The organism is Castellaniella sp. S9 (genome assembly GCF_027257175.1).
GTDB lineage: Bacteria > Pseudomonadota > Gammaproteobacteria > Burkholderiales > Burkholderiaceae_B > Castellaniella.
In genome coordinates this window covers 276,716-296,189 of the sequence record NZ_JAPFGD010000005.1, presented here as the reverse complement: position 1 = coordinate 296,189, position 19,474 = coordinate 276,716, and the positions used below count along the sequence as shown (strand labels likewise).

Annotated in this window: 20 protein-coding genes; 5 read left to right on the top strand and 15 right to left on the bottom strand. The window is 63.8% G+C overall.

Annotated features, from left to right (window positions below; translation table 11 throughout):
* Positions 1 to 65 precede the first annotated feature (65 nt).
* From OOZ48_RS10475 to OOZ48_RS10425, 11 genes are all read right to left on the bottom strand, one after another.
* Complete coding sequence (locus OOZ48_RS10475) at positions 66 to 770, bottom strand: type IV secretion system protein (protein ID WP_269498043.1); 705 nt, start codon at positions 768 to 770, stop codon at positions 66 to 68.
* Positions 771 to 849: 79 nt separating this feature from the next.
* Positions 850 to 1,224, bottom strand: coding sequence for a hypothetical protein (locus OOZ48_RS10470; RefSeq protein WP_269498040.1), 375 nt, complete (start codon positions 1,222 to 1,224; stop codon positions 850 to 852).
* Positions 1,225 to 1,414: 190 nt separating this feature from the next.
* A complete protein-coding gene (locus tag OOZ48_RS10465; protein ID WP_269498038.1) occupies positions 1,415 to 1,987 on the bottom strand; it encodes a hypothetical protein in 573 nt (190 codons plus the stop codon).
* Between the two features lie 112 nt (positions 1,988 to 2,099).
* Entirely contained in the window at positions 2,100 to 4,529 is a 2,430-nt protein-coding gene (locus OOZ48_RS10460; protein WP_269498036.1) for a VirB4 family type IV secretion/conjugal transfer ATPase, read from the bottom strand.
* Entirely contained in the window at positions 4,526 to 4,930 is a 405-nt protein-coding gene (locus OOZ48_RS10455; protein ID WP_269498035.1) for a type IV secretion system protein VirB3, read from the bottom strand. Before OOZ48_RS10455 ends, OOZ48_RS10460 begins: the two co-directional genes overlap by 4 nt.
* Positions 4,931 to 4,933: 3 nt before the next feature.
* The gene (locus OOZ48_RS10450) at positions 4,934 to 5,254 is read right to left on the bottom strand and encodes a TrbC/VirB2 family protein (RefSeq protein WP_269498033.1); all 321 of its coding nucleotides are present in this window, start codon (positions 5,252 to 5,254) and stop codon (positions 4,934 to 4,936) included.
* A 110-nt stretch (positions 5,255 to 5,364) separates the two neighbouring features.
* The gene (locus OOZ48_RS10445) at positions 5,365 to 6,063 is read right to left on the bottom strand and encodes a lytic transglycosylase domain-containing protein (protein WP_269498031.1); all 699 of its coding nucleotides are present in this window, start codon (positions 6,061 to 6,063) and stop codon (positions 5,365 to 5,367) included.
* A gap of 12 nt (positions 6,064 to 6,075) precedes the next feature.
* Positions 6,076 to 6,753, bottom strand: coding sequence for a TrbM/KikA/MpfK family conjugal transfer protein (locus OOZ48_RS10440; protein ID WP_269498030.1), 678 nt, complete (start codon positions 6,751 to 6,753; stop codon positions 6,076 to 6,078).
* Positions 6,754 to 6,818: 65 nt separating this feature from the next.
* Positions 6,819 to 7,112 carry a plasmid mobilization protein gene (locus tag OOZ48_RS10435; protein WP_269498028.1) on the bottom strand — a complete coding sequence of 98 codons (294 nt, stop codon included), beginning with the start codon at positions 7,110 to 7,112 and terminating at the stop codon, positions 6,819 to 6,821.
* Between the two features lie 28 nt (positions 7,113 to 7,140).
* Positions 7,141 to 8,085, bottom strand: coding sequence for a nucleotidyl transferase AbiEii/AbiGii toxin family protein (locus OOZ48_RS10430; protein WP_269498026.1), 945 nt, complete (start codon positions 8,083 to 8,085; stop codon positions 7,141 to 7,143).
* Entirely contained in the window at positions 8,066 to 8,689 is a 624-nt protein-coding gene (locus tag OOZ48_RS10425) for a hypothetical protein (protein ID WP_269498023.1), read from the bottom strand. Before OOZ48_RS10425 ends, OOZ48_RS10430 begins: the two co-directional genes overlap by 20 nt.
* Positions 8,690 to 9,205: 516 nt before the next feature.
* On the opposite strand from OOZ48_RS10425, the gene OOZ48_RS10420 reads away from it, so the two are divergent.
* Positions 9,206 to 10,711 carry a sensor domain-containing diguanylate cyclase gene (locus OOZ48_RS10420; protein WP_269498022.1) on the top strand — a complete coding sequence of 502 codons (1,506 nt, stop codon included), beginning with the start codon at positions 9,206 to 9,208 and terminating at the stop codon, positions 10,709 to 10,711.
* A gap of 517 nt (positions 10,712 to 11,228) precedes the next feature.
* Positions 11,229 to 12,491 (top strand): polyamine aminopropyltransferase, encoded by a 1,263-nt coding sequence (gene speE / locus OOZ48_RS10415; RefSeq protein ID WP_269498021.1) that lies wholly within the window; start codon positions 11,229 to 11,231, stop codon positions 12,489 to 12,491.
* A 20-nt stretch (positions 12,492 to 12,511) separates the two neighbouring features.
* Here speE and OOZ48_RS10410 read toward each other — a convergent pair whose 3' ends face one another.
* The 3 genes from OOZ48_RS10410 to trxB are packed head-to-tail and all read right to left on the bottom strand — an operon-like array spanning position 12,512 to position 14,413.
* Complete coding sequence (locus OOZ48_RS10410) at positions 12,512 to 12,841, bottom strand: DMT family transporter (protein WP_269498019.1); 330 nt, start codon at positions 12,839 to 12,841, stop codon at positions 12,512 to 12,514.
* Positions 12,838 to 13,467 carry a Smr/MutS family protein gene (locus OOZ48_RS10405; protein WP_269498018.1) on the bottom strand — a complete coding sequence of 210 codons (630 nt, stop codon included), beginning with the start codon at positions 13,465 to 13,467 and terminating at the stop codon, positions 12,838 to 12,840. Before OOZ48_RS10405 ends, OOZ48_RS10410 begins: the two co-directional genes overlap by 4 nt.
* Complete coding sequence (trxB, locus tag OOZ48_RS10400; RefSeq protein WP_269498016.1) at positions 13,454 to 14,413, bottom strand: thioredoxin-disulfide reductase; 960 nt, start codon at positions 14,411 to 14,413, stop codon at positions 13,454 to 13,456. The genes OOZ48_RS10405 and trxB overlap by 14 nt, the downstream gene beginning before the upstream one ends.
* Before the next feature lie 45 nt (positions 14,414 to 14,458).
* Between trxB and OOZ48_RS10395 the strand changes: the two genes are divergently transcribed.
* Genes OOZ48_RS10395 through OOZ48_RS10385 form a run of 3 tightly spaced genes read left to right on the top strand, consistent with a single transcriptional unit; the run spans position 14,459 to position 18,826 of the window.
* The gene (locus OOZ48_RS10395; protein ID WP_269498014.1) at positions 14,459 to 16,819 is read left to right on the top strand and encodes a DNA translocase FtsK; all 2,361 of its coding nucleotides are present in this window, start codon (positions 14,459 to 14,461) and stop codon (positions 16,817 to 16,819) included.
* The gene (gene lolA / locus OOZ48_RS10390) at positions 16,809 to 17,474 is read left to right on the top strand and encodes an outer membrane lipoprotein chaperone LolA (RefSeq protein ID WP_442867567.1); all 666 of its coding nucleotides are present in this window, start codon (positions 16,809 to 16,811) and stop codon (positions 17,472 to 17,474) included. The genes OOZ48_RS10395 and lolA overlap by 11 nt, the downstream gene beginning before the upstream one ends.
* Positions 17,475 to 17,476: 2 nt before the next feature.
* A complete protein-coding gene (locus OOZ48_RS10385; protein WP_269498012.1) occupies positions 17,477 to 18,826 on the top strand; it encodes a replication-associated recombination protein A in 1,350 nt (449 codons plus the stop codon).
* A 9-nt stretch (positions 18,827 to 18,835) separates the two neighbouring features.
* Here the strand turns inward: OOZ48_RS10385 and wrbA are convergent, their stop codons facing one another.
* Positions 18,836 to 19,435 carry an NAD(P)H:quinone oxidoreductase gene (gene wrbA / locus OOZ48_RS10380; protein ID WP_269498009.1) on the bottom strand — a complete coding sequence of 200 codons (600 nt, stop codon included), beginning with the start codon at positions 19,433 to 19,435 and terminating at the stop codon, positions 18,836 to 18,838.
* Between the last annotated feature and the right edge of the window lie 39 nt (positions 19,436 to 19,474).

Sequence of the window (19,474 nt, the reverse complement as noted above, 5' to 3'; positions counted from 1 at the left end):
TGCGCAATGTCGCTGGGTGCCGTGGGAGGGCTGATAGGGGGAGTCAGGCCAGACATGATGCTGCCTTACTCGGTCGTGCCAGTGGTATCACCAGCTTTGTTGGCATTTCCGAACCAGCCGCCGTAGACGTGTTCAGCACGAGCCTGCAGCAGATTGCGTTCGGCTTCCAGCTGCTGGGAGGCAAGCTGGATCCGGGCCTGTTCGGCCTGGATATTGGCCTGTTCGATCTGGATGCGTGCTTGGAGCTCCGCGATTTCCTTGGGGTTGGTGGTCTGGTTGATCTTGTCCTGCAGGGCGTCCACATTGGCCAGGCGTCGGGTCATGGAGTCGTAGGCCCTTTCGCTCATGGCCTTGGACGTGGCCTCGATGTTCAGCGCCCGTTTGGACAGGGCCTGGCGATCTTCCTGAAAATTTACTGGGCCCATCACCTGATCGGTGATGCGGTTCACGTCCCCATCCAGGCTGGATCCGCCAGACCGGTCCAGCAGATCCTGCGCACTGGCGGGCAGAGCTGCACGCAGCTGGTTACGGATGTCGGGATTGCCCACGACGTTGCCATAGCCGCTGGACTGGGTGAAGGCAGCCAACTGGCTTTTGGCGGTGGCCAGCTGTTCGGTCAGGTTCTTCAGCTGGTCCCGAGCAGTGAGCAGCTGTTCCTGCAGCTGGGCGATGGTGGCGGCATCGATAGTGGGGATGCCACTGGCGTGGGCAGGGGTCATAAAAGCAGCGGACAGGGCGATGCCCGCCGCAAGCAGCTTGCAGCGTGTCATGGGAATACTCCTGGAATGATTACAGGTGGCCGACGGGCATCGGCCTGTGGGATGCGTGAAGTGAGGCTGCCCGAGCGGGTCAGCTCTTGTTGATGACGCTTTGGTATTGCGCTTCGGTAATGCGGTGGGCCTTTGTGCGGCCCGACACGATGGCGTCTTCCTTTTCGTCGTAGGCCAGGTGAAGCGTGTCGGCTACGACCAATACGTTTTCAGCGTCCTTGATGACGGCGGGTACAGTGCGGGTGCGGTACCCCACCTTTCCGACGATGCTCCATGCAGTCTCTTTGAAGAGAAAGCTGTCGCCGTTGCGTGTGATATGAATGAGTGCCGGGTGGTTGCCTTTGTCAGCCTGCCAATACCCCACGAACTTCTCCCCATCCGGTTCCGTCTTGCATCCGGCCAGGAGAGTCAGCAGGGTGGCGCCGGTAGCGGCAATGAAATGTCGTCGATTCATGGGGTGTCCTGTGGTGAGGGGTTGGTGGAGGTCGCCTGGTGCCGTTTGAAGGCGGCCCAGGCATCAGCCACGCTGCAGGCGGGCCCAGCTTTTGTAAGCCAGGTCGCGCGTTCCGATGGTTTCAGGATGTTCCACCAAGCCATGCCCATGGCTTCGTCGGCGGTGGGTGGCCGATCGAGGTTTGCGGGGGTTACAGACATAGGTCGGGGCCCTCCTGTTCATGCGTCGGTGCCTGCAGCTGCAGAGGGTGATCGAAGCGCACGCCTATCAAATCAGCCACACGCTGGATGTCCACCGGTTCCGGCTGATGGCCATCCACTGCGTGGATGTGCAGGCTGTAATACTTGTGTACACCTTCCTCGAAATATTCCTGGTCCTCGCGAGGGGTGCTGGACGAAAACCAGAGATACGGCGTGTGCCGGGGATCGGAGGCAGAAGGTAGATCCAGGCCGTAGTCCTGGCCGATGCGCTGCAATTCGTCGGCATCGACGACTTCGCGTTCGATCTCGGCGGTGCCTTCGCTGAATTGGCCTGCCTCCCGATCTTCCGGTGTCCAGCGTTCGCCATAGATCGAAATCAGGAAGCGCTCTTCCGGGGGATCGGATTCCAGTGCGGGGCCAGTCAGGTCCAGGCGGTCATAAAAGGCGGGGTCGTGGTGATGCCCCCGGGCTGATTGCAGATCGTTTTGTTTTGACTGCTCCAGATCCTGGCGGCGCAATTCGTCCGCGCGCAGCCGATCCTGAGCATGGCGTTCATGCTTCATGGTGTGGTTTCCTTGTAATGGTGGCCCGTGGCGGATCATCTTCGTGGCGTCACGAAAATGATCTGGCAGGCTTTGTGAAGCTGCCTGCTGCGGGCGTCGGTGGCCGAACCGCTTAACAGTGGGCCTGTCGGACAGCAGCCAGATAGACCGGCAACCAGGCGGCGGGATCCGGCCCCGCCTGAGTCACCGCCTGTTCCGCAATCTCGGCCATGTCGGGGCTACCAGAGAAGACCAGCAGCTCGTCTTCGCAGCCAGACAGGTCGAGCTGCGCGACGGTGACACTTGCCCCTTGCTTGACCAGGAATGTGCGGCTGGCTTCACCCAGGCTTTGCAGCAGGGCGAATTCTGCAGGCGTCAGGCCGAACCCTTCGATGTAATCGCGGGCGCGGGCCTTGGGGTTGGGCAAGAGGATGAGCGTTGCGGTCTGCTGCACGAGTGACGGCCCTACGGGGTTTCCAGTGATGGCCCCCGGTTCCTGGGTGGCAAAGGCCAACACGCCGTTCTTTTTGCGGATCGTGCGGCTCGCGTCCTGCATGGACTCCTGAAAATGTGCGTCCTTTAAGGGATGCTGGCACTCGTCGTACAGATTGATGATGCGCCGCCCGTCGTGCAGGGCGTCGATCCGATGCTTCAGATACAGGGTGGCGGCCCCGCGCACGTCATCATCGTCCAGCAGTTCAGTCAGATCGAACCCGAAGATCGCAGGCTTGCCGCTCGTGGTCTCCAGATCCAGGTGATCGCCGGGATTGTCGAACACCCAGCCATACTCCCCGCCCTGACACCAGGGGGCCAGCCGCGCATGGATGGTGCTGTGCGACTCGTCCTCGCTGTAGGGGTTGGGTAGCAAGGTGTTCAGGGTAGACAAGGTCCGGGCAGGCCGGTCGATGAGCGTCACCAGCTGCTGCACCGCCTGGGTGATGTCGGCCCGCTGACGGGTGCTGACTGCTTCGCCCCGACGTTCGGCCAGGAACACCACCAGACGCACCATGAAGGCGATGTTGCCCTTGGTGGGCTCCATCTGAAACGGGTTCCAGCCAGTGGCTTCGCCCAGGCGGATGTTGAAGTAGTGCCCGCCCAGCGCCATGATGAGCACCTGCATGCCCTGGTCCTTGTCCCAGACCACGCAGGTTGCGCCAAACTTCTGGGCTTGGGTGAGCAGCATCCCCTGCAGCACGGTTTTGCCGGTGCCCGTCATGCCGATGATCATGGTGTTGCCAGGTCGCCGCTTGCCCGTCTCGTCCAGGTCTTCGGTGGAGGCGTGAAAGTTGAAGAAAAAGGGCGATCCGGTCTGGGTCTTCAGCATGGTGACCGCCGGCCCCCAGGGGTTGCCTGCGGGCTTGCCAGTCAGCTGGTTATGCAGGCTGGAAAAGCACAGGAAATTCAGTGAGGTGACTGGTACCGGCCGGGGCCGCCAGTGCCAGTTGCCCGGCAGCTGCGCCCAGAACCCCGCTTCCAGAGCCCGATCCAGTGGCCGAAAACCCACGGCATCTTCGGCCAGGGCCGTGGCTGTTTGGGCGAGCGCCTGGCGCACGCCTTCGGCTGTTTCGCCGTAGATGAGGATTGTTGCGTGGTGATCCCCCAGCCCCAGGCGGGCCGAAGTCAGGTCATCCATCACGTCCGAGAGCTGTGCGACTTGGCTGGCCGAATCGTCGCCTGAATCGACCAGCAGCTTGTGGTGCTTTTTCACGAGCTTTTTGGCTGCGGCACCCGTGTGGCTGCCCCAGGACTGGGTGAGCACGAATTCATGGGGCAGGCCAAGCAAGCGGTCCAGGTGGCCAGGCTTGGTGGCCTCGGGATAGTCGCGCAGTTCCATCATGCCAAAGATCCGGGATCCGGCCACGGTGCGCAGTTCGCCCAACTCCCCGTGCCGCCCGAAAATCGGCCGCGCATGGGGTAGGGTTTCGCGCAGGCGCTCCCGGCTGATTGCGATGGGCCGGTGGAGGCCCAAGAGCAGGAAGCCCAGGAGTTCAGCGGTTTCACTGAAGGCCAGACCGTTGCGGTCCACGATGCCGAGGATCTGCGGATCGTAGCGGTACAGGCCTGCAGTCAACGCCCGCAAGGTGTTGGTCAGCCGCTCGATGGACTCGGCCTGCCAGTGCGCCAGGCGCTGCTCGTTGGCTTTCTCCAGGCTGGCGAAGGTGCCCAGCACAGGATCTTCCACTGGATGAACCAACACCGTCAGGTACAGGTCGTTCACCATGAGGCCCGAGGCGTCGAACGTCGCCCGGTAGGCCGCATCGAACTGGGCGGCAAAGGGCTGCGCAAAGGTGCTATCCGGGTATTCCGTGACGCGCCTGCGGATGATGTGCGAATAGAGACCCAACGAACCCATGGGCAGGCCGCGCAGCACGTTATGCAGGGCTTCGATCCATGCTTTCAGTTCCGCCTGGGCGTAGGCGTCCGGGGCACGGCCTGCCACTTTGATGACCGCCAGGTATTCATGGTTGTCGCACGCGATGATGTGGTCTGTGACGTGGTGGGAATAGGGCAGGTAGCGGGAAACCAGCCGTTCATCGACGGCGAGAGCTGCAGCTGCTGTCATGGGTGATTCCTTCGGTGAATAAGGCTGCGCCAGGGGCGATCACGGTGATAGCCCTGGGGGGCGTAGCTGGATCCGCGCCAGAAGCGCTGGTTGCGGTTCATGCGGCGGGTCTTGAGCTCCAGCCACAGAACGTCGAGCGCCTTGTCGTCGTCGCGGGTGAGAATGGCCAGAGCGGGCATCACCACAAAGAGCAACCCCCACCAGGCGAGACCTGCCGTCATGGCTATGACCGCGATGCAGACAAAGGCCCCGAGCATGAGCGTCGTGGGAATGCCCATGAAGGTCGCCTTGCGCCCCAGGCCCTTGAACACGGGGTAGGTGTTGGGATTTTGGTGGGTAGCGGGTGTCTGGGCGGTGGAATCGGGGTGACCTGACCGTGTGCTGGTGGTGTGCGCTGCCATGGCTTACTTCCAGAGCAGCACGACCAGTTCCGCAGCGGAGCCCGCGAGCAGCACGCCGATGCCCCAGCGGATGGCGTCGTCCTTGCGCATGACTTCAGCGGAATACAGCACGAAGATGATGACGCCGATGATCACGGCGGCAATCGGCAGGATCACGTCCAGATTGTCCTTGAGCGTTTGCAGCGTCGTCTGAGCGCGTGAAAGGCCACCCATGGACTGGGCCAATGCCTCCTGATGGCCTGCCGCCAGTATCCAGAGTGTCGCCAGAGTGCGGGCGAATCGTCCTTGAAGTGTCTTGATTTTGATGCGTTGCAGTATCGGCATGGCATGGCTCCTGCCCCAGGCGCTGCGGTGCGCTGGGGTGATGGGAAAAGGAATGGGAAGTGACCGGGTCAGGTCTGAAGCAGGTTTGATGGCCTGGTCAGCGGTCTGGATCAGTCGGGCGAGTGGGAAAAGCCGTCGGCTGTGGGATAGGCAGTGAAGCCGTCCGGTGCGCCCGGAAGGGTGGTTTCCGCGGATTCGTCTCGCTGATTGGGTGAGCGATCTGGATTTTCCGGATCGTTGCCCGCCGTTATGGCGGCCGGATGTGATGCGGCAGTGCCTGTTTCTGCAGCGGCTGCTGGCTCCACCGATGGGCCGCCCGGATGGGCCACGGGTTTTAGGGCCGGTACCTGGATCCCGGCCTGGGCTAGCACCTTGCCCACATAGCCATTGGCAAAGCCCCGGTGAAAATTGCCCGTGTTGTAGCAGGACAGTGCAGCCCGCAGGGCTTGCTGCTGGTCCCGATGACTATTCAGCGCCCTGGCATAGCAATCGGACAGCACCATCTGGGCGGCCGCCAGATTCCGGCAGGGATCGAAGACCGTGGTGCTGGTAAGGCCCAACCAGTCCCAGTTGCGCACATTGATCTGGCCAAGACCCGCATCGAAGTCGATGCCTTGGGCAATCAGCTTTTCAGCTGCCTGGTTGGCTGCTTCCAGATCGTGCGGTTGCTGGGATAAGGCCTTGCCCTTGTGGTTCACGCCAATGGCATACTGCCGAGCACCAGACTCGTGACGGATCAGTGCATCGAGCGTGATTGGGTGGATGTTGGGTGCGCAGGCCAGGGCCAGGGCGGTCAGTTCAGCAAGCATGGATGACCACCTTCAAAGACTGCCACGCTGCCTGGGGTCAGACATCGAGAAGTTCCAGCCCTGGGCCCACTGACCGCCATGATCGGCATCCCAGCGAGCCTTGGCCGCCTCGTAGTCTTCGGCCTTGACCCAGCGCCCACCCATCGTGGGTCTGCCCACATAGCGCACGGACAGTTCATAGGTCCAGTCGTGATCGTTGTAGGCGACGCACCAGGTCGGCAGCTGAGTCAGCGTTACCGTGGACAGCGTCTGAACTTCATAGACGGGCTCCTGATTGCCGGTCGCGGCATCGTATCGATAGCCGCGCTTGCGCCATTTGTAGGCGGTGTCGGCATAGCTGCGGTTCAGGTAGTCGGCATCACACTTGCCCGCGCCGTGCGAGATGGCCTCCACCCGTTCGGGCATGCCGGGATCGGCTGCGGCTGGGCACTGGCCCAGAAAGGACCGGCGGGCAGCAACAGTAGCGTCCCAGTCCAGACCACGGCGGTTGAATCGCTTGATGCCGAAATAATGGTCGAGGGACGGACTGCATTCACCAGGCCGCAAGCTGGAGGACAAGCACAGCGTGGCTTCGCAGGCCAGACGCGGGATACCGGTCAGCAGATCGGCAGAGTCGGTCGCATGGGCAGCTGGAGCCAGAGCGCAGGCGAACGCCAGCGCCCCAGCCCGCAAGACGGGAAGGGTTTGCATGGGGGGTGTCTCCGGGGAAGGGGGAAAAGAGAAAAGCAGGTGGCCGCAATCGGGCCGAGGAGTGGTCAGCGCAAGCGCTGCAGGTTCTGCCGTGCCAGGTCTATCTGTTCAGGCCTGGCCATGGCGCGGACCAGGTGCACGGTTTCCACGGCAGCCCGGTGGGTGTCGCGCAGCTGGCCCAGGTCGGCCACGATCTGGCGCAAAAGCGTCAGTTCTTCCTGCAGGTTGTCGTCAGCCACCAAGCGACGACGAATGTAGTTGGACAGGGACAGCCCCGATAGGGCTGCCGCCTCGCCCAGGCGCGCAGCATGGGACGGGGTCACCCGGATGCGGATGAGCTCGGAGAGAGGTTCGTTCATGGGGCACCTGTTCGAAGGTTGCTCCGGTTTACATGATCCCCAGATTTTCGTGAATCCGCTGGATCAGATCCGGAAAGGTCAGTTGTTCCTGGTAGTACAGGCCCGCTGTTTTGTGAAATTCCTGCGTGAAGCGTTGCAGCAGTTCAGGGTCGTTGAAGATAAAGGCGGGGTTGTGGGCGATGACTTGCTCATCGCCTGTGCGAAAGCGCTGGGCCTTGCGGGCGACATAAGCGGGTTGCCGCATGAAGTCCTGAATCTCGTCCAGCGCCAGCAGGCAGTACACATCGTAGTAGTGGCGCAGGAAATTGGCCGGAAACTGGTTCGAAGCCTGAAGCTGCCGGAACTTGGTGGAAATCGTCTGCAGCTTCTCGACAAAGGTATGAGTGGGTGCGTAGCACAGGACATCCACCGCTCGATTATCGGTGACCGACACCCCGTGCTTGAACGCAGTATCCAGCGCCCAGGATGAAATGGTCACTGCGCGATTTGGGGCTGTGTCGTCAAAGCCCAGTTCCAGCAGTATCCCTTCCTTGATGCCCGCCACCTGCGGCGTCTGCGTGTCATAGAAGAGACGTATCCCGGCGCTGCGCAGCTTCGGGTCATCAAACTGTTTGTCGCGCGTGATGCTTCCGATACCGGGAATGCGAATGCGCTCGGTCAGCATGTCGTAATACGCGCCCCGTGAGGCGATGTGGGCGGGCCGGTCGTGATTCCGACCCGTCATCACCTTGACGTCGTCCGGTGGTTCGATCCGGATGTCGATGTCTTCCGAGAATCGGTGGATGATGCCAAAGCCTTTGGACAGGGATGTGCCGCCCTTCAACTCGAACTGGAAGCCCTGGGCCTGCAACCCCCACAGGCAATGCATGATCCAGTAGTCCTTTTCCACCAGGCTGGGGTCTATGCCCTTCTGATCAGCGACGACCAGGATCAGATCCCTGAAATCGGGGAGTTCATGCAGGAACGAGCTCATCCATCCAGGCCTTGACGTGTTTGCGGGTGGCTGCGTTGCCGTACAGTTCAGCGGCTTGAAGCAGTTTGGGGGATACGCGGGCGGGCCACAGCGTTCGGGCGCGATCCAGAACGTCATCGCGATCTTCGGCCAGTTCGTCCAGGTTGTTGAGCAGGTCAACGAACAGGAATTCAGGCGTCAGCTGATGGGGAAAGCGGGGTTTTACGCGGAAATCGAATTCCCGGTTGCCCAGCTTGAAGACGCCGTGGCGCTTACGGTTGTAGACCAGCGTGCGGTTGTATAGCTGCGTAGTGCCCAGGCCTACCGTGTTGTAGGCGGATGGTGAGAACAGCAGGAAATCCTTGTCGCCGCGTAGAAAGGATTGCACGACTTGACCGTCCTCCGGGGGCAGCAGCCCGAAGCGCGAAGACTTCGGTGCATGGTACAGGCCCTGTGCCAGTTTTTTCAGTCGTCCGGCAGCTACCAGCTTGCCTAGGTCGCGGTCCACCGCAGACGACAGGCGCGTCAGGTCTTCGCGCCGGTAGACATGTCCAGCACGAAGATAGTGGGCCAGCGCTGCCGCCGAGCCCTTCTGAGGTAGGTTGTCGAGGTGGTGTGTACTCATGGTACGATCAAAAACGCATGAAACTCCGTTGATGTTTCATGCATTTTACCTTGATCCATGATTTATCGGGGGGTCAAATGACGGTATCATTGCTCGCGTATACAGGTTGTCAGGTGTTCAACGCGCAGCCCACCAGGTGCATAGCTGGCTTTTTCGCAAGCGGGGCCATATTTGGGGCCATGATGGCGATATCTAAGTTATATCCATCTGATTTATATGAACATAAAGCAAGATTACAGGTTTTGATCGACAATATGTGATAAGCCTGTTGGATCTTTAGCCGGCCGCAAGGCTGGCTGGTCCGGGCCCCACTCTTCTTGGGAGGGTGGGGCCTTTGCTTTGTGCGCCCAGCATGGGCGCACTCCTGCGGGTGCAAGTCCCGCCACCCGACTTCATTGCTAGAATGGCGACCATCGCCGAACTTAACCTTTCCCGTCAATGGCCCAGAGTAACCCGAACGACATCCCTGGTTCGTTTTTTCGTGTCGACCTACGACGCCTTATCCTGTGGATGTGTATGTTCTTCGTATTTTTGGCCTTGGCGAATAGCTTGCATGCCGCTTACCAGGTTCAGCGCGGTTTGCTGCTTCAGCACAGCCTGGATGCGAACCGCAGCTACGCTGAGAAACTTTCACGCGTCACCGATTCGTTCCTTGAAAAGTCTACACAGGCACTCGCTGCCGCCGCGCTGGACGTCGGTGAGAGTCGGCTCGACCCTGCCGCCACACAAAAGGAACTGGATCAGGTCTCCAGTGTCACCGACACCTTCAACGCTGTTATTGCAGTCGACTCGACAGGGAAAATTTTCGCCGCTGAACCCGCGGGGGAATTCCGGGTGGGCAGCTATTTGCAAGCATCACAAGCCCGGGCACTGCTCGAGGCACAAGATTCCGCAGCAATCAGCGGCGCGTTCAGAGGGCCCGGCAACCGGTGGCTGATCCTTATTTCCTATCCCATCCTCACGGATGGACGTTATGCCGGATTCGTTGGGGGCGCAGTGTATCTGCAAGGGGGCAGCGCACTGCAAAACGCGCTGAATAAACTTCACTATCAAGACAGATCTTACTTCTATATCGTCGATGAAACAGGGGCGGTGGTTTACCATCCGGACCCGGAGCTGATCGGAACTTCGTTCAAGGGCTCGAAGCCCGTCTCTGCAGTGCTGCGCGGCGAAGTCGGAACCGAGCGCACCATCGAGAGCGGCGCTAAGGACCAGCTTGTCAGCTACGCACCCATCCCGTCTCCGAGTTGGGGCGTCGTTGCTCACCGGCCCACGGAGGTCGCATTATCGAATATTGACGAACTGTTCTTGCGCACGCTCTATTACTCCTTGCCGGTGGTTATTCTGAGTCTGCTGGCGATCTGGTGGTTATCTCGATTTATTGCCCGCCCTTTACGTGAGCTCGCAGAAGTCGCCGCCAACCTGGGTGATTCCGCGAACTTCTCGCGCATACGGTCTATCAAAGGTTGGTACCTCGAGGCCGCCCTGATCCGAAAAGGGCTGATGCGGAGCTTTTCGGCCATTGGCAGTCGGATGCGCCAGCTCCATATCGAAGGAACGACGGATCCGCTGACCGGCGCCCTCAACCGCCGTGGCCTGGACACTGCCATGGAACGAATCATGGAGGAAGAGAGAAACGCAGCCGTCGTGATGGTCGACGTCGATCACTTCAAGGCAGTCAATGATGAATACGGCCACGCCGTGGGCGACGAGGTCCTCAAAGCCATTACCGCGTCGATCATGGCTGAAGCCCGTAGCGAAGACGTGGTCGCCCGCATGGGGGGCGAAGAATTCGTGATCTTGTTGCCGGATTCGGGAGTCGGCCCAGCCCAGCACTTTGCAGAACGCTTGCGGTCTGCCATCGAAAGGACTGCTTTCGACAATGCGGGCAGCGTGACCATTTCCCTCGGGGTGGCCTGCTATCCGGAGCATGGCACGGACATACACGACGCGCTGGCTCTGGCGGACACTGCGCTTTACCGCGCGAAGGCGGCGGGCCGTAACCGCGTACACCTTGCATAGCGCCTGTCACTCGTTCTGCCGGTAGGTCCATGTCATCGCTCGACATGATGTATGCGATCACCTCGACGTCGAGAGCCCGTTCGGTCGGCTGCGCCCGTCAGACGTACCGCACCTAGGTGCATTCCCTAAGTGTCACATTTAGATGCGCCGTGCATAATGCGGTTCATGCAGGTGAGGAGACAGCCCTGCTTGGGCACAGCCGAAGATACGGCGTAAATCTGGCAGTACCCATAACAAATAGAATCTTGGCGGGGCCGACGACAAAATCGTCGGCCCCGTTCCATTTCAGGCCCGTGGATATGCGGCGAGGGCGAACCCCTGGATTGCGCGCATTGCGCATCCCGCCGTCATTTGTCGGGTATATCCGGCTTTGGCCGGCAACTCGCTGTCTTTGTGTATAATCTATGGTTTCCTGGCCGCCAGCCCCTCGTGCTGTGGCCCTGGGGCGGCGCCATGCCGCATATCGGCTTTTCCTTTCCGCGCGCGCCCGGCGCGGGACCCCGACTAGGAGCACACCATGCAAGGCCTGCATCTCACTGCGGATCTCTATCGCTGCGACTGTGATGGTTTGCTGATGACCGACGCCGAGGCGCTTGCCGGCCTGTGCCGGGAGGCGACGCTGGCGGCCGGCCTCACGATCGTCGGCGAGAAATGGCACGTGTTTCCCGATTACCAGGGCCAGCCGGGCGGGGTGACGGGGACCCTGTTGCTGGCCGAATCCCATCTGGCCCTGCATACCTGGCCCGAGCGCCGGGGCGTCACGCTGGATGTCTACGTGTGCAACTTCGAGGCCGACAATTCGGACAAGGCCGAGCGCCTCATGGGCGCCCTCGAAAGCGCATTCCAGGCCCGCGAATCGCAGCGCGAGCGCATCATGCGCGGCGACCGCGACGGGCCCGCCCGCGCCGGCGGCGAACTGCTGCTGGAATCCCTGAATGAGGACAGCGTGTATGGTTTTCGCTTTGCGCGGCGCCTGCTGGACCAGCGCACCGATTACCAGCACCTCGAGCTGCTCGAATCCGACGAATTGGGGTTGACCCTGCGGCTGGACGGCAGCCTGATGACTTCCGAGGCGGACGAGTTTTTCTACCACGAGGCCTTGATCCACCCGGCGGCGATCGCCCATCCGGATCCCCGCCGCGCCCTGATCGTGGGCGGCGGCGACGGCGGTGCCCTCGAAGAACTGCTGAAGCATCCGGGCATCCAGGCCACGCTGGTCGAACTCGACGGCGGGGTGGTGGACGTGGCGCGCCGGCATCTGGGCCGCATCAATCACGGCAGCCTGGACGACCCGCGCGCCAACGTGCGGATCGGCGACGGCGCGGCCTTCGTCCGTGATACGGCGGAACGCTTCGACCTGGTGTACCTGGACCTCACTGATCCCGAGACCCCGGCGGGGCCCCTGTATACCGAGTCATTCTTCGCCCATTGCCGGCGCATCCTGGCGCCCGGCGGTGCGTTGGTGCTGCACCTGGGCTCCCCCTTCCACGAGCCGGACCAGGTGAGGGGCCTGGCGGAGGCACTGGGCCGGACGTTCGAGCACGTGCGCGGCTATGGCTTGCATATTCCGCTGTACGGCTCGTACTGGTCCCTGGCCGTGGCCTCCGACACCCTTGATCCGGTGACGCTGCCCGCCGCCGACGTTGCAGCCCGCCTCGAGGTGCGTGGCGTCGAGGACCTGCAATACTACAACCCCGAGGTGCATGGCGCCCTGTTCGCCCTGCCGAATTTCTACCGGCGCCTCATGCCCTGCGATGCGGGCGTGCTGGCGTCCGCCTGAGGCGGCAAGGGCGGCACGCCTCAGTGCCCGCCCGACTTCGAAAACACGTTCAGGACGATGACGCCCGCCAGGATCAGGCCGATGCCCAACAGGGCCGGCCCGTCCAGCGCCTGGTGGAAAAAGAAATAGCCGATCAGGGCGATCGCCACGATCCCCGCACCCGACCACACCGCATAGGCAATGCCTACGGGTATGGTCTTCAGGGTCAGCGCCAGCAAATAGAAGGCGATGGCGTAGCCGACGGCGGTGACGGCCGCCGGCAGCGGCCGGGTAAATCCGTCCGAGGCCTTGAGGGCCGAGGTTGCGATGACTTCGGCCAGGATGGCGAAGCCCAACAGGATCCAGTTCATGGGGTGTCCTTGGACGGTGGTTGGCGCAGCAAAGCCATGACGGCGCCGGCCCCGCCTGCGGGCTCGTCGCATTGAATCCAGGCCTGGACGGCATCGAGCCGCGTCAAACGCCTGCGTACGGCATCCTTGAGGATGGCGACGCCGGTGCGCGAGCCGTGGCCCTTGCCGTGGATGATGCGGACGCAGCGGATGCCGTGATCCAGGCAGGATGCCAGAAACCGGTCCATGCGCTCGTCCATGTGCTCGAGTGTGCTGCCATGCAGGTCCAGGGTGGCCTCGATGGGCCATTTTCCGCGCCGCAGGCCGCGCAGCAGGTCCGGCCCGCAGCCGGCATGGAGGAAGTGGCGGGCTTCCGGATCGTACGGGGCGGCCGCCGGCAGCCCGCGCGTGGCGAGCGGGGCGGTGGGCGCCGGCGCGGGGTCCGGTTGGCCGGCGGCATGGGCGCGGCGCGCCCGCAGCCAGTCCTCGGGGGCCAGGCGTGAGGGGCCGGGCGCCCGGACCGTGGCGCTTCGCAGGGGTTGGACGAAGCGCACGGCCTGGCGAAACAGAGCCCGGTCGGCTGGATCCAGGGCGGCTTCGGCGCGCAGGCGCTCGAGCTCGGCCAGGCCTGCTTTAGAGGCCTTCATTCTCCAGCCAGCGTTGCGCGTCGAGCGCGGCCATGCAGCCGGTGCCCGCGCTGGTGATGGCCTGGCGGTAGACGTGGTCCATGACGTCGCCGGCGGCGAATACGCCCGGCACCGAGGTCATGGTCGCCAGCCCCTGCAGGCCGCTGCGGGTGACGATATAGCCGTTCTCCATGTCGAGCTGGCCCTCGAAGATCGCCGTATTGGGCTTGTGGCCGATGGCGATGAAGGTGCCGGTCACGGCCAGGTCCTCGGTGCCGCCCGTCTGGTTGTTGCGCAGGCGCACGCCGGTCACGCCCGAGTCGTCGCCCAGGACTTCGTCGAGTTCGTGGAACAGCTTCAGGCGCATATTGCCGTTGTTCACCTTGTCCATGAGCTTGTCCACCAGGATGGGCTCGGCACGGAACTTGTCGCGGCGGTGCACCAGGGTGACCGTGCGGCAGATGTTCGACAGGTAGAGGGCTTCCTCGACGGCGGTGTTGCCGCCGCCGATCACCACCGCGTCCTGGTTCTTGTAGAAGAACCCGTCGCAGGTCGCGCAGGCCGACACGCCGCGCCCCATGAAGGCCTGCTCGGAGGGCAGGCCCAGGTATTGGGCCGACGCCCCGGTGGCGATGACGAGGCTGTCGCAGGTATAGGTTTCGCCGGTGTCGCCCGTGAGGACGAAGGGCCGCTGGGACAGGTCCACCTTGGCGATGGTGTCGAACACCATTTCGGTGTTGAAGCGCTGGGCGTGTTCCATGAACCGCTGCATCAGGTCGGGGCCCTGCACGCCGTGCACGTCCGCCGGCCAATTGTCCACGTCGGTCGTGGTCATCAGCTGGCCGCCTTGCTCGAGGCCGGTGATGAGCACGGGCGACAGATTGGCCCGGGCGGCGTAGACGGCGGCGGTGTAGCCGGCGGGGCCGGAGCCCAGAATCATCACTTTGGCGTGTTTTGCGCTAGACATCACAGAAAATCCGTTGATCGATAACCCCGCAATTATAATGAGGCCATGGCAAGAATACCCGCACCGACATCCCGCGCCTCGCGCAATGTGCGCAACGGCCCCTCGCCCTTGCAGGCCCGCCTGACCGGATTGTTGCGCGAAGCGCGCTGGATACTTTTTGCCGCAATGGCGTGCTGGCTGATTTTGGTACTGGCGACCTGGAGCAAATCCGACCCGGCCTGGTCGCATTCCGTGCACAGCGGCGTGACGCAGAATCGCGGCGGCACCTTCGGCGCGCACGTCGCCGACTTCCTGCTGTTCCTGTTCGGCTATTCCGCGTGGCTGTGGGTGGTGCTGCTGCTGCGCCGCGTGGCCGCGGGCTTCTATCGGCTGACGCGCGTCGTCCTGCCCAACACCGTGCCCGAGCTCCTGCCGCGCGTGCGCTGGGAGGTCGGCATCGGCTTTGTGCTGCTGTTCCTGGGCTGCATGGGCATCGAGGCCTTGCGCCTGGGGTCCTGGGCCGGCCACCTGCCGGCGGGCGCCGGCGGACAGTTGGGCCAACTGCTGGCCCAGGGGCTGGCGCAGCTCATGGGCCATGCGGGCAGCACGCTGCTGCTACTGGCTTTCATCGTGATGGGTTCCAGCCTGTTCTTCGGCTTTTCGTGGCTCGACATCTCGGAAAAAGTCGGCTTCTGGATCGAGCGCGGCTTGCGCCGCCTGATCGAATTGAAGACCGCCTACGAGGATCGCCGTGTCGGCGCGACCAAGACCGCCGAGCGCCAGGAAATGGTCGAGACCCGCCAGGTGCAGCTGGTCCATGAACAGCCGGTGCGCATCGAGCCCTCGGTCACGACCGTGCCCAAGTCTTCGCGCGTCCAGCAGGAAAAGCAGCAGTCCCTGTTCACGCCCAAGGAGGATCCCGCACTCAGCGGCACGCTGCCCGCGCTGTCGCTGCTGGACCCCGTCGAGGAGGCGCGCGAGACCGTATCGCCCGAGACCATCGAGTTCACCTCGCGCCTGATCGAGAAAAAGCTCTCGGACTTCGGCGTCAGCGTGGTGGTGGTGTCGGCGCAGGCCGGCCCGGTGATCACCCGCTACGAAATCGAGCCCGCCACCGGCGTCAAGGGCAGCCAGATCGTCAACCTCGCCAAGGACCTGGCGCGCGCCCTCAGCCTGGTGCGCATCCGCGTGGTCGAGACCATTCCGGGCAAGAACCTGATGGGCCTGGAACTGCCCAATCCGCGCCGCCAGATCGTGCGCCTGTCGGAAATTCTGGGCTCGCAGGTCTATCACGCCAGCGGCTCGGCCCTGACCATGGCGCTGGGCAAGGACATCGCCGGCAATCCGGTGGTCGCCGACCTGGCCAAGATGCCCCACCTGCTGGTGGCCGGGACGACGGGTTCGGGCAAGTCGGTGGGGATCAACGCCATGATCCTGTCGCTGCTCTACAAGGCCGACGCCAGCCAGGTCCGGCTGATCCTGATCGACCCCAAGATGCTGGAGATGAGCGTCTACGAGGGCATCCCGCACTTGCTGGCGCCCGTGGTGACCGACATGCGCCAGGCCGCCAATGCACTGAACTGGTGCGTGGCCGAGATGGAAAAGCGCTACAAGCTCATGAGCAAGCTGGGCGTGCGCAACCTGTCGGGCTACAACACCAAGATCCGCGATGCGCAAAAGCGCGGCGAGCCCATCCCCAATCCGTTTTCGCTGACGCCCGATGCGCCCGAGCCGCTGGCGACACTGCCCACCATCGTCGTCGTCATCGACGAGCTCGCCGACCTGATGATGGTGGTGGGCAAGAAGGTCGAGGAACTGATCGCGCGGCTGGCGCAAAAGGCGCGTGCGGCGGGCATCCACCTGATCCTGGCGACGCAGCGGCCCAGCGTCGACGTGATCACGGGCCTGATCAAGGCCAACATCCCGACGCGCATCGCCTTCCAGGTCTCGTCCAAGATCGACTCGCGCACCATCCTCGACCAGATGGGGGCCGAGGCGCTCCTCGGCCAGGGCGACATGCTGTACCAGCCGCCGGGCACCAGCCTGCCGACCCGGGTCCACGGGGCCTTCGTCCATGACGACGAGGTGCATCGCGTGGTCGAGGCCCTGAAGGCCGACGGCGGCGAACCCGACTACGTCGACGGCCTGCTCGAGGGCGCCTCCGAGGGCGAGACCGGCGACGGCGTGAGCGCGGTCACCGGCTTCGCCGACCAGGAATCCGACCCGCTCTACGACCAGGCCGTCGAGGTCGTGCTGCGCAACCGCCGCGCCTCGATTTCGTCGGTGCAGCGCCACTTGCGCGTGGGCTACAACCGCGCGGCCCGCCTGCTCGAGCAGATGGAGCGCTCCGGCCTGGTGTCGGCCATGCAACCCAATGGCAACCGGGATATCCTGGTGCCCGCAGGAAATGTCTCAGATGATGATTAAACATTCACCGACGCGCGCGGCGCGACCGGGCCAGGGAATCCTCAAGGCCTGGCTGGCGGGACTCGTGCTGGCCTGTCTGCCGATGATGGCCCTGGCGGCGGATGCGCGCGCGCAGCTGCATGCCTTCATCGCCGACGTGCACACGGCTACCGGACAATTCCAGCAAACCATGGCCGGCGGCCAGGGCGCGGGCCGGACCCAGTCGGGCGAATTCTCGTTCCAGCGCCCCGGCAAGTTCCGCTGGCAGGTGCGCAAGCCCTACGAGCAGTTGATCGTCTCGGACGGCCGTTCGGTCTACCAGTACGATCCCGATCTGGCGCAGGTCACCCAGCGCAGCGCGCGCCAGGCGATCGGCGCCTCGCCGGCCGCCTTGCTGTTCGGCTCGGGCGCCCTCGAGGATTCCTTCGACCTGCAGGCGCAGCCCGAGCGCGACGGCCTGCAGTGGCTGCGCGCCCTGCCCAAGGGCGGCGATGCGGGCTTCGTGCACGTGGACATCGGCTTTGCCGATGGCTTGCCGCGGCGGCTCGAGCTCCTCGATGCGTTTGGCCAGACCTCGCGCATCGTGCTCGAGGACATCCAGGCCAATCCCGACATCCCCGCGGACCGCTTCGAATTCAAGCCGCCGCCGGGCGTCGACCTCGTCCGGATGGACTGACGATGGCGACTCAAGGCGACCTGCTGGGATCGGGGCCGCCGACGGCGGCGCGGGGCGGCGGTGCGCTGGCGGGCGCACCGTTGGCCGAGGCCTTGCGCCCGCGCAGCCTCGACGAGGTGGTGGGCCAGACGCACCTGCTGGGCGAGGGCAAGCCCCTGCGGCTGGCCTTCCAGTCCGGCAAGCCGCATTCCATGATCCTGTGGGGCCCGCCGGGCGTGGGCAAGACCACGCTGGCGCGCCTCACGGCCGATGCCTTCGATTGCGAATTCATCGCGCTGTCGGCGGTGTTTTCGGGGGTGAAGGACATCCGCGCCGCCATCGAGCAGGCCCAGCAGCACCAGGCCATGGGCCGGCGCACCATCCTGTTCGTCGATGAAATCCACCGCTTCAATAAATCCCAGCAAGACGCCTTGCTGCCGTATGCCGAGTCTGGGCTGGTCACCTTCATCGGCGCAACCACCGAGAATCCTTCTTTCGAGGTGAATTCCGCCTTGCTCTCGCGTGCTCAGGTCTATGTGCTGAAGCCGCTGTCCGAGGACGAGTTGAGGGAGCTCCTCGCGCGTACGCGCGAGCGCGCCTTGCCGGGGCTGGAACTGGATGAGGCCGCCATCGACGCACTGGTCGACTTGGCCGACGGTGATGCGCGGCGCCTGCTGAACCTGATGGAGCAGACCGGCACCGCCGCCGGCGCGGCCGGCATCGCGCGGGCCGACGCCGCCTTCGTGCGCGAGGCGCTGACCTTGAATGCGCGTCGCTTCGACAAGGGCGGGGACCAGTTCTACGACCAGATCTCGGCCCTGCACAAGTCGGTGCGCGGCTCGCATCCCGATGCGGCGCTGTACTGGTTTTGCCGCATGCTCGACGGCGGCGCCGATCCGCGCTACCTGGCGCGGCGCATCGTGCGCATGGCCTGGGAGGACATCGGCCTGGCCGATCCACGCGCCCTGCAGGTCGTCAACGACGCGGCCGCCACCTACGAGCGCCTGGGGTCGCCCGAGGGCGAGCTGGCCCTCGGACAAGCAGTGATCTATCTGGCCGTGGCCGCCAAGAGCAACGCAGGCTACATGGCCTACAACCGGGCCCGGGCCTTCGTCCGGCAGGACAAGAGCCGCGAGGTCCCGGTGCACCTGCGCAACGCGCCGACGAAACTCATGAAGGAACTGGGCTACGGGCACGAGTACCGGTACGCCCACGACGAGCCCAACGCCTATGCCGCGGGCGAGACCTACCTGCCCGAAGGCATGGAGGAGCCCGGCTGGTACCGGCCGGTGCCCCGTGGCCTGGAAATCAGGATCGCCGAAAAACTGGCCCAGTTGCGCCAGTGGGACGAGGAGGCTGGGGGCGAGGACTGACCACGCGCCTCAGCCGAACAGCTTGTTGGCGACCTCGGCGACGTGCTTGCCCTGGAAGCGCGCGCCGTCCAGTTCGTTTTCAGTGGGCTGGCGCGAGCCGTCGCCGCCGGCAATGGTGGTTGCACCGTAGGGCGCGCCGCCCGTGACCTCGTCCAGGCGCATCTGTCCCTGGAAACTGTACGGCAGGCCGACCACGACGCAGCCGAAGTGCAGCAGATTGGCGATGATCGAGAACAGCGTCATTTCCTGGCCGCCGTGCTGCGTGGCGGTGCTGGTGAAGGCGGCGCCGACCTTGCCGTTGAGCTTGCCGCTGGCCCACAGGCCGCCGGCCTGGTCGAGGAAATTGGCCATTTGAGAACTCATCCGGCCAAAGCGCGTCCCCGTTCCCACAATGATCGCATCGTAGTCCGCCAGGTCGGCCACCTTGGCGATCGGCGCGGCCTGGTCGAGCTTGTAGTTCGAGGCCTTGGCGACCCCCTCGGGCACCAGATCGGGAACCCGCTTGATGTCGACCGTCGCGCCGGCGGAGCGGGCGCCTTCGGCAACCGCCTCGGCCATCTGTTCGATATGGCCGTAGGCGGAGTAATAAAGGACGAGAACTTTCGACATAGTGGACTCCTGGTGTCGGGAATGGAATGCCTACGATAC